Source organism: Paraburkholderia caledonica NBRC 102488 (genome assembly GCF_000685095.1).
Classification (GTDB): Bacteria; Pseudomonadota; Gammaproteobacteria; order Burkholderiales; family Burkholderiaceae; genus Paraburkholderia; species Paraburkholderia caledonica.
In genome coordinates this window covers 1-13,367 of the sequence record NZ_BAYE01000017.1, presented here as the reverse complement: position 1 = coordinate 13,367, position 13,367 = coordinate 1, and the positions used below count along the sequence as shown (strand labels likewise).

Annotated in this window: 12 protein-coding genes; 3 read left to right on the top strand and 9 right to left on the bottom strand. The window is 62.6% G+C overall.

The features are described 5' to 3' along the window. Positions 1–109 precede the first annotated feature (109 nt). Together hemA and BCA01S_RS26025 are read right to left on the bottom strand one after the other, a co-directional pair. On the bottom strand, positions 110–1,396 hold the full coding sequence (hemA, locus tag BCA01S_RS26030) for a glutamyl-tRNA reductase (protein WP_027779441.1): 1,287 nt from the start codon (positions 1,394–1,396) through the stop codon (positions 110–112). Between the two features lie 65 nt (positions 1,397–1,461). After that, the gene (locus BCA01S_RS26025) at positions 1,462–2,172 is read right to left on the bottom strand and encodes a response regulator transcription factor (RefSeq protein WP_027779440.1); all 711 of its coding nucleotides are present in this window, start codon (positions 2,170–2,172) and stop codon (positions 1,462–1,464) included. Between the two features lie 199 nt (positions 2,173–2,371). Here BCA01S_RS26025 and BCA01S_RS26020 point away from each other — a divergent pair, with 199 nt between their 5' ends. From BCA01S_RS26020 to BCA01S_RS26010, 3 genes are read left to right on the top strand one after another with little or no spacing between them, the layout of a single operon-like run. Next, complete coding sequence (locus BCA01S_RS26020) at positions 2,372–2,635, top strand: hypothetical protein (RefSeq protein WP_027779439.1); 264 nt, start codon at positions 2,372–2,374, stop codon at positions 2,633–2,635. A 19-nt stretch (positions 2,636–2,654) separates the two neighbouring features. Further along, positions 2,655–4,469: an aminopeptidase P family protein gene (locus tag BCA01S_RS26015; protein ID WP_027779438.1), complete on the top strand. Its 1,815-nt coding sequence runs from the start codon at positions 2,655–2,657 to the stop codon at positions 4,467–4,469. Between the two features lie 43 nt (positions 4,470–4,512). Continuing rightward, entirely contained in the window at positions 4,513–5,136 is a 624-nt protein-coding gene (locus tag BCA01S_RS26010; protein WP_027779437.1) for an HAD family hydrolase, read from the top strand. Positions 5,137–5,260: 124 nt separating this feature from the next. On the opposite strand, the gene BCA01S_RS26005 is transcribed toward BCA01S_RS26010, so the two are convergent. From BCA01S_RS26005 to ugpB, 7 genes are all read right to left on the bottom strand, one after another. Further along, a complete protein-coding gene (locus tag BCA01S_RS26005; protein WP_027779436.1) occupies positions 5,261–6,385 on the bottom strand; it encodes a DUF748 domain-containing protein in 1,125 nt (374 codons plus the stop codon). Positions 6,386–6,674: 289 nt separating this feature from the next. After that, positions 6,675–8,342: an energy-dependent translational throttle protein EttA gene (gene ettA, locus BCA01S_RS26000; RefSeq protein WP_020070684.1), complete on the bottom strand. Its 1,668-nt coding sequence runs from the start codon at positions 8,340–8,342 to the stop codon at positions 6,675–6,677. A 271-nt stretch (positions 8,343–8,613) separates the two neighbouring features. Next, positions 8,614–8,913, bottom strand: a complete 300-nt coding sequence (locus tag BCA01S_RS25995; RefSeq protein WP_027779435.1) for a DUF3761 domain-containing protein — start codon at positions 8,911–8,913, stop codon at positions 8,614–8,616. Positions 8,914–8,946: 33 nt separating this feature from the next. Further along, positions 8,947–10,035, bottom strand: coding sequence for a sn-glycerol-3-phosphate import ATP-binding protein UgpC (locus BCA01S_RS25990; RefSeq protein ID WP_027779434.1), 1,089 nt, complete (start codon positions 10,033–10,035; stop codon positions 8,947–8,949). Between the two features lie 87 nt (positions 10,036–10,122). Next, positions 10,123–10,968, bottom strand: coding sequence for a sn-glycerol-3-phosphate ABC transporter permease UgpE (ugpE, locus tag BCA01S_RS25985; protein WP_027779433.1), 846 nt, complete (start codon positions 10,966–10,968; stop codon positions 10,123–10,125). Then, the gene (gene ugpA, locus BCA01S_RS25980) at positions 10,965–11,849 is read right to left on the bottom strand and encodes a sn-glycerol-3-phosphate ABC transporter permease UgpA (protein WP_027779432.1); all 885 of its coding nucleotides are present in this window, start codon (positions 11,847–11,849) and stop codon (positions 10,965–10,967) included. Before ugpA ends, ugpE begins: the two co-directional genes overlap by 4 nt. A gap of 158 nt (positions 11,850–12,007) precedes the next feature. Beyond that, positions 12,008–13,342, bottom strand: a complete 1,335-nt coding sequence (gene ugpB, locus BCA01S_RS25975) for a sn-glycerol-3-phosphate ABC transporter substrate-binding protein UgpB (protein WP_027779431.1) — start codon at positions 13,340–13,342, stop codon at positions 12,008–12,010. Positions 13,343–13,367: the final 25 nt, after the last annotated feature.

Below are 13,367 nucleotides of genomic sequence, written 5' to 3'. Positions count from 1 at the left end.
TCGGAGCGGGCTCCGGCAAGGACGACAACTAGGAAGTGGGCGGATGCCCTGGGGCAGAAGCACGTCGCGGGCCACTTCCGGGTGGCGCGGACAGGCGGCATGCGCGCCGCTAACGCTCCGTGGAACCGGAGTGTTTGTAGAACCCGCTCATCAACTCGATGAGCGTGTCGCGGTTCTCGCCGCTCGCGCGGTTGAGCGCGTGGGTCGGACCGTGGATCAGTTTGTTGGTGAGCGCTTGCGAAAGCGCTTCGAGCACAGCGGCCGGATCGTCGCCACGCGCGAGCATTTTCTGCGCACGTTCGACTTCGGCCCGGCGCAGCACGTCGGCTTGCGTATGCATATGACGGATCACCGGCACAATGCTGCGCGCTTCGAGCCACTGCATGAAGTTCTGCACGCGTGTTTCAATGATCGCCTCGGCCTGCGCAACGGCTGCCTGCCGCGACGCATTGCCTTCGCGGACGATCGCGCCGAGGTCGTCGACGGTGTACAGGAACACGTCTTCGAGCTGGCCGACTTCCGGTTCGATGTCGCGCGGAACAGCCAGATCGACCATGAAAATAGGCCGATGGCGACGCGCTTTTACCGCGCGCTCCACTGCGCCGAGACCGATGATCGGCAACGTGGAAGCCGTGCACGACACGATGATGTCGAACTCGTGCATGCGAGTCGGCAGGTCGGACAACGGAATGGCGCGTCCGTTGAAGCGCTCGGCGAGCCGCGTTCCGCGCTCAGCCGTGCGGTTGGCGACCACGAGTTCGCGCGGTTGCTGCGCGGCAAAGTGCGTGGCGCACAACTCGATCATTTCGCCGGCGCCGATGAACAGCACGCGCTGGTTCGACACCTTGTCGAAGATGCGCTGCGCCAGCCGGACTGCGGCGGCGGCCATGGAAACGGATTGCGCGCCGATCTCGGTCGTGCTCCGCACTTCCTTCGCGACGGCAAACGTGCGCTGGAACAACTGGTTCAGATAGGTGCCCAGCGCGCCGGCTTCAGATGCCGTGCGGACGGCGTCCTTCATTTGTCCGACGATTTGCGTCTCGCCCAACACCATTGAATCAAGGCCCGAGGCGACCCGAAATGCGTGGCGCACGGCTTCGGACTGCGGCAACGCGTAGACGTGCGGCGCAAGTTCTCCGATGGGCAGGTTGTGATAGCGGGACAGCCACTGGATCGCGGCTTCGCGCACGGCCTGGTCGTCGGTCGCGCAATAGAGTTCGGTCCGATTGCAGGTGGACAGAATCGCAGCTTCAGGCGCGGTGCGGGCCGTGGCTCCAAGCCAGACGCTTTTGAAAGTGTCCAGTGCGGGCTTGATCTGTTCGAGCGGAAACGCCACGCGTTCGCGCAAGGCGACAGGCGCAGTGTGGTGATTGATTCCGATCGTTAGGAGCTGCATTCTGGGGAGCTATGGTTTAGCTCGATATTATAGCGTTTTCACGATTCTTACATTGTGACGCGCGCTCAGCCGAGCGCGGCAACCGCTTCCGGCGGGAATACGTCCAGTTGGTAGCCGTAGCCGTAGAGCGGCGTTAGCGAGTAGCCCAATTCTGGGCGCAGTTCCAGCTTGGACCTCACGCGCGACGCATGGGTGTCGACGGTGCGCGACTTTACGTCGCGGCGGCGCGCCCACACCGTTTCGAGGATGTGCGCGCGCGACACGGGCCGCGACAGATTGGAGAACAGCAGCAGCGCGAAGCGGAATTCCTTCGGCGTCAGCGTGACCGTGCGATGACGGAAGGTCACGGCGAAGTTCCCAGTGTCGAACGCATACCCGCGAATCACGTCGTGCCGGCGATTGGGCGGCCGGCGCAGTCCCGCGCGCCGCAGCAGCGCGTCTACGCGTGCGAGCATCTCGGGTCCACGGACCGGTTTGGTCACGCAGTCGTCGGCGCCTGCGTGGAGCACGGCGACGATCTGGCTTTCGCGCGGCTCCGTCATCAATACGATAACCGGCAGGCTCGGCAGGATCGCGCGGGCGTGCGCGATTACGTCTTCGGCTGAATGATCGCCGGCCCAGTTTTCGGTGATCAGCAGATCGAAGAACTGATCTGCAGCCTGTGCAAGGAAAGGGACGCTAGTAGTGAAGTGCTGACACACGTGGCCGCCGGCGAAAACAAGCCGTGTGACCAGTTTGGCGTGACTTGTATCCGGCTCGATAAGGGCAATTCGCATGGGCGCGTTGAGCTCGACGACGGCCGGGAACCAAGCTTTTCCGTAAGGCCTATAGCTTGCCTAACGTCACCCCGACCCCTAAACTCAACCGCTGTGCGGAAAGCGCCGTGCTGATTTTTTAGAAAGAGACAAAAATGCTAGCTGTCGTCGAGCCTCGCGCCCATGAGACAAATCCGAAACTGCGCGAGACCGGTCGCTAATGGGCTGGCCCGGAATCGTAGTGTTGGGGGCAGCAATCGGTATCGCGGGGTGGTGGTTGCATCCGCTGCGCCGCTTGAACCGCTCTAGCCGCGCCCGCTTGTGGGTGGCCGTGCTTGCCGGAATAGTGGGCGCGAGCGTCGCGCGCATGGCCGGCAATGTGATTGGCCTTTTCCATGACGGTGAGACGCTCGAATGGCCTGTTTGCACGGCCGTCGCCATGATCGCCGTTGCCGTGACGGTCGGCTCGCTTTCCCGTCGATGAATATTTGCAGGTGACTTCCATGAACGCCCGACTTCCCCAGACCTCTCCCATCCCCGAACGGCTTGCCACGTTGCGCAGCGCGATGGCGCGCGAAGGCGTCGCTGCTTACCTCGTGCCATCGGCGGATCCGCATTTGTCCGAATATTTGCCAGGACGTTGGCAGGGGCGGGAATGGCTTTCCGGGTTCACCGGCTCGGCGGGCACGCTCGTCGTCACTGCGGACTTTGCAGGCGTCTGGACCGACAGCCGCTATTGGGAGCAGGCCAACGCGCAACTCGCCGGCACCGGCGTTGAGCTCATGAAAATGACGGGCGGCCAGCAAACGGCGCCGCATTTCGATTGGCTCGCGCAGAACGTTGCGCCCGGTAGCGCGGTCGGCGTGGACGGCGCGGTGCTCGGCGTGGCGGCCGCGCGGGCCCTGACCCAGGCGCTCACGGCGCGCGGCGTGAAGCTGCGCACCGACGTCGATCTGTTCGACGCGATCTGGCCGCAGCGTCCGACGCTGCCGGTTACCGCCGTGTTCGAGCACGCGGCGCCGCATGCAAGCGTCGCGCGCTCGGAAAAGCTTGCGCAGGTCCGTCGGGCAATGGCGGAGAAGGGCGCGCAATGGCACTTCATTTCCACGCTCGACGACCTCGCGTGGCTGCTGAATCTGCGGGGCGCCGACGTCAGCTATAACCCGGTCTTCGTGGCGCACGCGCTGATCGGCGAAAACCGAGCGTCGCTTTTCATTGCCGACGGCAAGGTGCCGCAGGCGCTCGCCGAGGCTCTTGCACGCGACGGCATCAGCGTCGAGCCATATGCGAATGCCGCTGAGGCACTCGCTGCGCTGCCCGGCGGCAGCACGCTGCTCATCGACCCGCGCCGCATTACATATGGCTCGCTGCAATCGGTGCCGTCGACGGTAAAAGTAGCCGAGGCAGTCAACCCGTCCACGTTCTTCAAGTCGCGCAAGACCGAGGCAGAGGCCAGGCACGTGCGCGAGACCATGGAGCAGGACGGCGCCGCGCTCGCGGAATTCTTCGCGTGGTTCGAAGGCGCATTGGGCCGTGAGACCATCACCGAGCTCACTATCGACGAACGTCTGACGGCGGCGCGCGCGCGTCGTCCCGGCTTCGTGTCGCTGAGCTTTGCGACCATTGCTGGCTTCAACGCCAACGGCGCAATGCCGCACTATCGCGCCACTAACGAATCACATGCAGTGATCGAAGGCAACGGCCTGTTGCTGGTCGACTCCGGCGCGCAGTATTTGAGCGGCACGACGGACATCACACGCGTCGTGCCGGTCGGCACCGTCAGCGACGAACAGCGGCGCGATTTCACGATCGTGCTGAAAGGCACCATGGCATTGTCGCGTGCCAGGTTCCCGCGCGGCATCCGTTCGCCGATGCTCGACGCAATCGCTCGCGCGCCGATCTGGGAAGCCGGCGCCGACTACGGTCACGGCACCGGTCATGGCGTCGGCTATTTCCTGAACGTGCACGAAGGCCCGCAAGTGATCTCGCACTACGCGCCTGCCGAATCGTGGACGGCAATGGAAGAAGGCATGATCACCTCGGTCGAACCGGGCATCTACCGGCCGGGCAAGTGGGGCGTGCGCATCGAGAACCTGGTGCTGAACGTGCCCGCCGGCGAGACGGAATTCGGCGACTTCCTGAAATTCGAGACGCTAACGCTTTGCCCGATCGACACGCGTTGCCTCGACCTGTCGCTGCTGCGCGACGACGAGCGCGCGTGGCTGAACGACTATCACGAGACGGTGCGCGCGCGTCTGTCGCCGCATGTTTCGGGCGACGCCAAGGCATGGCTCGAACTGCGCACCCAGCCGGTGTGAGCGCCGCAACCGCAACCGCAACCGCATAGCTAACGGAGAGCGCATGGCCATCAAGGCAGTCGTGTTCGATTTCGGCGGCGTGCTGATCGACTGGAGTCCCGAATATCTCTACCGGCAACTGATTGCCGACGAAGCCGAGCGACGCTGGTTTCTGACACACGTCTGCTCGATGGATTGGGTGATTCGTCAGGACGGCGGTCAGCCGATCGTCGAGGCGACGGAAGAACTCGTCGCCCGGTTTCCCGATCACGAAGCGCTGATCCGCGCGTTCTATGAACGCTGGCACGAGATGGTGGCCGGCGTGCTGGAAGACGGCGTAGCGATCATGGAAAAGCTCGAAGCCGCGGAGGTCCCGCTTTTCGGTCTGACGAACTGGTCGGCTGAGACGTTTCCGTATGCGTGGGAGCACTATCCGGTGCTGCGGCGCTTTCGGGACATCGTCGTCTCCGGTCGCGTGGGACTGGTGAAACCCGATCCGGCGATTTTTTCGGCAATGCGCGAGCGGATCGACGCGCAGCTACCAGGCGTCGAGCCGGGCGAACTAGTATTTATCGACGACAACCCGAAGAACGCCGCAGCCGCCACCGCACTCGGCTGGCATGGCGTGCATCACACGAACGCCGCGCAAACAGAAGCGAAACTGCGGGAACTGGGTTTGCCGGTCTGACGAGGCGAGTGTCGCTCGCGCGTCACGCAGTGCGCGACATGTGTAGCCCGTCTTTGCTGCCGTGAGCGCGCGGGTGTCGGTCTCGCCTCGCGCTCACGATAACGCGCTTCTTGTTGCGCGAAGTCTACTGCCCGAGCAAATTCTTCAAAGCATTACCCAAGCCCTTCACGGTTTCTCCCGCGCCTTTTGCCACCCCTTCCACACTGACGCCCAGCGCTTTCGCGAATCCTGCGGCGATGCGAGTCATCAAACCTTCCTGCACTGAGAATTTCGGATCCCGCAAGTTGCCGTCCAGCACGAAGTGCAGCGTGATGTCGCCGTTGCGAGCCTTCAGTGCGGCGACCGCGGCCTTCGTCGGAATCGACATGAAGGTGTCGAGCGGACTGCCGGTGTCCGCGAGTTGCAGCTGGTGAACCGTGATCGTGCCCGGCGCATGCAACTGATAGTTACGCACCGACGACTCGACGCTCAGATCGACCGTGCCGCCCGTCACTCGCGCCTCGGCCCCGGCTTTCTTGACGAGATAAGGATCGAGCATCACGACGTCGACGCCGCGCAGGGTGCTCGTCGTTTGCGAGTCCTTGCTGGCAATCTTGATCCATCCGCCGAATGTGACCGTGCCCGTGTGCGACGGCCCTTTGATCGAGCCGCTGACACTGACGTTGGTCGGCTCGGTGAGGGCCGGCAGATGAACGTTGTCGACCGTCGCGTTTGCGTTGCCTACCGTCACCTTGTAGGCGGGCGGACCGACGGTCATGTCGTAGAAATGGAATCGCCCCTGCTCCAGGCTGATGTGATCGACCTGTTTTTCGCGCGGCGTTGCGCCCGCGGATGCACCGCTCGCGTCGTCGTTCACGGTCGTGACCGACTGTCGCAAATTCGGAAGCAGGCGGATCGTACCGGTTTGAGTACGCAGCACCGCCATATCGAAACCGCGCACGACGACACTGCGAACATGCATGCGCCGAGCGAGCAGGTCGCGGATGTCCGGGGTAATAGTGATTTCGTCGGCTCTCAATGGATCGCCGGCCGGCCAGCCTGGCGGCGCCTTCAACAGAACGTTGGTGAGATGAACCGAGGTCAGCCCGACGTCGATGCTTTGCGCGCTGCCTAGTGGACCCAGCGCGGCCACCACGCGCTCTTTCACTTCTCGCTGCGCGTATTGCAGCAGACCGAGCGCAATGACAACGAGCACGACCAGCACGCTGCCCACGGCAACGATCCAGCGTTTGCCCTTCGACATTGCCATGCTTTGCTCCTCGGTGCCGTGTGCGCGGCGTGGCTGTGACGGATGCGCGCGTCGTGGACGCGTGGCGCGAAACGACATATAGCACGCCCAGGTGAGCAATGGCTGTGCCCCGTCGCCACGTCGCCGACATGTGGCGATTGCGGCTGCTATCGAGCCGATATTCGCAGTCAGGTGAATCGGAGTACTGCCGACGCAAACCGTTAGAGGCGACGTGCATGAAGCAACCTGCATGCAGCAACCCGCCCGTCTCCCGACGAGCAGGCCGCAGCTACTTTCTACGCAGCGAGTCTTAGCGCGTAATCGGCTTGTAACGCAGACGTTTCGGACGCGCGGCTTCTTCGCCAAGGCGTGCGCGCTTGTCCGCTTCGTACTCCTGGTAATTGCCGTCGAAGAACGTCACTTGCGAATCGCCTTCGAATGCGAGAATGTGCGTGGCGATGCGGTCGAGGAACCAGCGATCGTGCGAGATCACCATCACCGAGCCGGCGAATTCCAGCAATGCGTCTTCGAGCGCGCGCAGCGTTTCCACGTCGAGGTCGTTCGACGGTTCGTCCAGCAGCAACACGTTGCCGCCCGCGATCAGCGTCTTCGCAAGATGCAAACGGCCGCGCTCGCCGCCCGACAGATTGCCGACGATCTTCTGCTGATCACCGCCCTTGAAGTTGAAACGGCCGATGTACGCGCGCGACGGCGTTTCATACTTGCCGACCGTCAGCACGTCCGCACCGCCGGAGATTTCTTCGAACACGGTCTTCGAAGGGTCCAGCGCGTCACGGCTTTGATCGACGTAAGCGAGCTTCACGGTCGGGCCTTTCACGATCTCGCCCGAATCGGGTTCTTCGCGGCCGGTGAGCATGCGGAACAGCGTGGACTTACCCGCGCCGTTCGGACCGATGATGCCCACGATCGCGCCCGCCGGAATCTTGAAGCTGACGTTATCGAGCAACAAACGGTCGCCATACGACTTGCTGACGTTCTTGAACTCGATCACTTCATTGCCGAGGCGGTCGCCGACCGGAATGAAGATTTCCTGCGTTTCGTTGCGCTTCTGGTAGTCCTGACTGTTCAGTTCCTCGAAGCGGGCGATACGCGCCTTCGACTTCGCCTGACGGCCCTTCGGGTTCTGCCGCACCCACTCCAGTTCCTTCTTGATCGCCTTCTGACGCGCCGATTCCGACGACTCTTCCTGCTTCAGGCGTTCTTCTTTCTGATCGAGCCAACTGCTGTAGTTGCCCTTCCACGGAATACCGTGGCCGCGGTCGAGTTCGAGAATCCACTCGGCCGCGTTATCCAGGAAGTAGCGATCGTGCGTGACCGCGACGACGGTGCCGGGAAAACGCGTGAGGAACTGTTCGAGCCAGTCGACCGATTCGGCGTCGAGGTGGTTGGTCGGCTCATCCAGCAACAGCATGTCGGGTTTCTCGAGCAGCAGCTTGCACAGTGCGACGCGGCGCTTTTCACCGCCCGACAGATGTTCGATCTTCGCGTCCCATGCCGGCAGGCGCAGCGCGTCGGCGGCGATTTCGATCTGCTGTTCGGCGCTGCCGCCGTCGGTTGTCGCAAGAATCGCTTCGTACTTCGCCTGCTCGGCAGCGAGCGCGTCGAAGTCGGCGTCGGGCTCCGCGTAGGCCGCGTAGATTTCGTCGAGCTTCTTCTGCGCGTTGAACACGTCGCCGAGACCTTCCTCAACGGTTTCGCGCACCGTCTTGTTCGGGTCGAGCTGAGGTTCCTGCGGCAGATAGCCGATGTTCAGGTTCGGCATTGGCGTAGCTTCGCCTTCGATGTCCTTGTCCACACCGGCCATGATGCGGATCAGCGTCGACTTGCCCGAACCGTTCAGGCCGAGCAGGCCGATTTTCGCGCCGGGAAAAAAGGACAGCGAGATGTCTTTCAGGATTTGACGCTTGGGCGGCACGATCTTGCCGACCCGATTCATGGTGAAGACGTATTGGGCCATTTGCTTGCGAGACGTTGGCGACGCCGGCCGCGAGGGGGCGGGCAGTCGCGGGTGGATAGGTAACCGGTGCCACGGCGGTGTTACGGCGACGTCATGGCCGGGCGGAGCGCCCGGCGTTGGCCGGCGCGGTGTCGAGCGCGGTGTCCAGCGCAGTGTTCTGCTCACCGACGGCCGCGCGCGGGCCGTGTGCAGATGGCATTGTACTTCGGCATGAGCGCGCGGCGGCGGTGAGGCATGCGCGGTTGCGGGTTGCTGCGAGGCTGTGTGCGATCTACAGCCAGCTAGCTACACCGCCGTGTCGCGAGCATGTGCCGCTGTGATGCCGGCTGAAACTGTAGCTGCCGTCGCGGCAGCGCGCCGTCGCGCCTTCAGGCGCCTTGCCTGACAGCGACCGGGCCGGCGCATGGACCGTGTTGCCGTCGCGATTGGTGTAGGTGTTGTGATTGCTGAGGTCGGCTTCGTTGGGCGTCGTGCCCGGCGCGACATACGCGAATGCCGGCGACATGCCGACCAGCAGCGCCGCCACGACTGCAACGCCGCAGCGAGCGGCTTTCAAGCCAATGCATTGCATGATTTCTATGTATTGTTGTTGTGGCCGCGTCTGTCAGTTCACCCGCCGCCCGCTTGCCGGATCGAAGAAATGCAGATGCCGGGTCGGCAGCGCGACCTGCAGCGCTTCGCCGGCCGCCGGCCGGTGCGCGTGCGGCAATCGCACTGTCACGTCGTGCTTGCCCCACCGTCCGTGCGCGAGATTGTCCGCGCCGAGCAGCTCGCATGAATCGACAGTGAGCGTTGTATGCGGCGCATCGGCCTGCTCCGGACTCATGTGCTCGGGACGAATGCCGAGCGTCCACTCGCGTCCTTTGGCGACTTCGCGGCCAATCGACGCGACGCCGGCGAGCGGCAACTGCGGACCGTTGCCCGCCATGTCGAAAGTCGAACCGTCGTCGGACACGCGGCCTTCCAGCAGATTCATGCCAGGCGAACCGATGAAGCCGGCGACGAACACGGTTGCGGGCCGCTCGTAGACTTCGGTTGGCGCGCCGATCTGTTCGGCGTGACCCTTGTTCATCACGATCACACGTTGCGCCAGCGTCATTGCTTCGATCTGATCGTGCGTCACGTAGAGGCTCGTGGTCGCGAGCCGCGCATGCAGCCGCTGGATTTCGAGCCGCATTTGCACGCGCAGACGCGCATCGAGATTGGACAGCGGTTCGTCGAACAGAAACACGGCGGGTTCGCGCACGATCGCGCGGCCCATTGCCACGCGTTGACGCTGTCCGCCCGACAGCTCGCGCGGCTTGCGTTGCAGCAGCGGTTCGAGTTCGAGAATCTGCGCGGCGGCGTTCACGCGCTGCGCGATCTGCGCCCGGTCGACGCCCGCGATCTTCAGCGCGTAGCCCATGTTTTCCGCCACGCTCATATGCGGATAAAGCGCGTAGTTCTGAAACACCATCGCGATGTTGCGGTCTTTCGGCTCCAGCTCGTTGACCACTTTGCCGGCGATCGAGATGGTGCCTTCGGAGATCCGCTCGAGCCCCGCGACCATCCGCAGCAATGTGGATTTGCCGCAACCCGACGGCCCGACCATCACGACGAACTCGCCGTCGTTCACGTCGACATCGATGCCGTGCAACACAAACTGTTTGCCGTCGTAGGTTTTTTTAACGCCTTGCAGTGTCAGTGCAGCCATGCGGTTTTAGTCCTTCGTTTCGTGTCGTTTGTCTGTTGCCTGTGCGGCGTCAGTGCATTGATGCGTTGATGCGCTGGCGAGGCGCTTTCATTTTTCCGCATCGACGAGTCCGCGCACGAACCAGCGTTGCATGGTCAGCACGACGGCGAGCGGCGGCAGCATGGCGAGCAGCGTGGCCGTCATCACCAGATGCCATTCCGTCGCGGTGTCGCCCGACGCGATCATGCTCTTGATGCCGACCACGGCCGTTGTCAGCGACTGCTGGCTCGTAATCAGAATCGGCCACAAATATTGATTCCAGCCGTAAATGAACGTGATCACGAACAGCGCCGCCATGTTGGTTTTGGACAGCGGCAGCACGACGTCCCAGAAGAAGCGCATGGCGCCCGCACCGTCGATGCGCGCGGCTTCCATCAACTCATCGGGCAAGGTCATGAAGAACTGACGGAAGAGAAACGTGGCAGTGGCCGAGGCGATCAGCGGCAACGTCAAGCCGCTATAGGTATTGCTGAGGTGCATCGACGAGACGACTTGCACGGTCGGAAAAATGCGGACTTCGACCGGCAGCATCAACGTGATGAAGATCAGCCAGAACGACAGATTGCGAAACGGAAAGCGGAAAAACACGATCGCGAAAGCGGAGATCATCGATACGGCGATCTTGCCGATAGCGATGGCAAGCGCCATGACGAGGCTGTTGAACAGCATGCGGCCGAAGGGTGCCGCCGCGTTCCCGCTGCCGTGCGCCCAGACCGTCGTGACGTTTTCGAAGAGATGCGAACTCGGCACCAGCGAGAGCGGCACGGTGAACACTTCGTGCTCGCTCATGGTCGCCGCGCAGAACGCGACGTAGACCGGAAACACCACCAACGCGACGCCGAGTATCAGCACCGCGTGGCAGAAGAGGTCGAAACCGCGGCGGTTTTCGATCATGAGTATTGAACCCTGCGTTCGATAAAGCGGAATTGCACGACCGTCAACGCGACGACGATCACCATCAGAACCACCGACTGCGCGCCGGAACTGCCGATGTCGAGTCCCTGGAAGCCTTCCGCGAAAATCTTGTAGATCAGCGTGCGCGTCGATTGCGCGGGACCGCCGCCGGTCGCTGCGTCGATCACGGGGAACGTGTCGAAGAATGCGTAGGTGATGTTGATGACCAGCAGGAAGAAGCTGGTCGGCGACAACAGCGGCAGTGCGATGCCGAAGAAGCGTCGCACGGGACCGGCGCCGTCGATGGCCGCAGCTTCGATCAACGAGCGCGGAATTGCCTGCAAGCCCGCATAGAAGAAGAGGAAGTTATAGCTGACCTGCTTCCACACCGACGCTAGCACGACGAGAAACATCGCCTGTCCCGCATTGAGCGCGTGATTCCACACGATGCCGTACTTTGCGAGCGCGAATGTGACCAGGCCGATACTCGGGTTGAACAGAAACGACCACAACACGGCCGCGATTGCCGGCGCGACCGCGTACGGCCAGATCAGCAGCGTCTGGTAAGCCTTCGCGCCGCGCGTGACGCGGTCGGCGCAGACGGCCAGCAGCAGCGAAATGACGAGGCCGGAAACGGTGACGAGCGCACAGAAAATCAGCGTCGTGTTGAACGATGACAGGTAGAGCGGATCGGCGAATAGTTGGCGGAAGTTGGCGAGCCCGACAAATTCGCTCGACGTGCCGAACGCGTCCTGGCTTTGCGTGGATTGCCACAGCGCTTCGCCTGCGGGCCACAGAAAAAACAGCGCCGTGATCGCCAGTTGCGGCGCGACGAGCAGGTAGGGCAGCAAACTGGTGCCGAAGCGGGAGCGCTTTTCCATCGAAGATTCCCAAGGGTTGCTGCAAGCGGGTTTCGACGCGATTGCGCCGAAACCCTGCGGACTGGCTTTATGCTTTTATTGCGCCGGGTCGCGGTTGTTCGCCCATAACGCTGCATGGGTTACATGAGCAGCATGAGCTGCGCAGGCCGATACTGCGCTTAACTGCCGGCTTTTTCGAAGCGCCGCAGCAACTCGTCGCCACGCGAAACCGCCGAGTCGAGCGCCTGTTGCGGCGTTTTCTTCTCAGCCCACACCTGTTCGAGCTCTTCGTCGATGATCGTGCGGATCTGCGGCATGTTGCCCAAACGCAGGCCCTTCGTGTACGGCAGGGGCGGCTTGTTGAGCATCTGCTTGATGGCCGTGTCGCTGCCCGGGTTCTTCTCGTAGAAGCCTTGTTGTTGCGTCAACTGATAAGCGGCGGTCGTGACCGGCAGATATCCCGTGTCCTGATGCCACTTGGCGGCAACCGGCGCCGACGACAGATACGACAGGAATTTCGCCACGCCCTTGTAGACAGCCGGGTCCTTGCCCGCCAACACCCACAAGCTCGCACCGCCGATTATCGCGTTCTGCGGCGCGCCCTTCACGTTTGCGTCGTAAGGCATCATGCCGGTGCCGAAGTTGAACTTCGCGTATTTCTTGATGGTGGCAAGCGAGCCCGACGAGTTCGTGATGATCCCGCAATCGCCGCTGTAGAACTTCGAGACGGGTTCGTCCTTGCGGCCAACGTAGGTGAACGAGCCTTCCTTCTGCATGTTCTGCAGGAACTGGATGTGCGCGACCTGCAGCGGCTTGTTGAATTCGAGTTGCGCGTCGGCGCCGTCGAATCCATTGTTCTTCGACGCAAACGGCGCGCCATGCCACGCGCTGTAGTTCTCCAGCTGGATCCAGCTTTGCCAGCCCGACGAATAGCCGCACGCCATGCCGGAGGCTTTGAGCTTCTGCGCGTCGACCTGCAGTTCGGCCCATGTCTTCGGCGGCTGGTTTGGATCGAGGCCGGCTTTCTTGAACGCGTCCTTGTTGTAGTAGAGAACCGGCGTCGAGCTGTTGAACGGCATCGAGATCAGCTGGCCGCTTCTGGCGTCGCTGTAATAGCTGGCGATGGTCGGCACGAACGCTTTCTCGACGAGCGGCACGCCGGCTTGCTTGAACACTTCCGATACGGGAATGACAGCCTTCTTCGCCTGCATCATGGTCGCGGTGCCGACTTCGTAGACTTGCAGGACAGCTGGCGCGTTGCCGCTGCGGTAAGCGGCGATACCGGCGGCAAGCGTCTGGTCGTAAGTGCCCTTGAACACCGGCACGATCTTGTAATCGGATTGCGACGCATTGAACGCGTTGGCGATATCGTTCAGACGTTCGCCCAGAGCGGCTTCCATTGCGTGCCAGAACTGGATTTCGGTGGCGGCCTGGGCCGTCTGGCTGGTGGCCATAATGCCCGTGCCCAGCACGGCGGCAACGGAAAGCGAACGGAACAGCGGCTTCAAACTCATCGATTAGTCTCCTGTGTCGATGGGA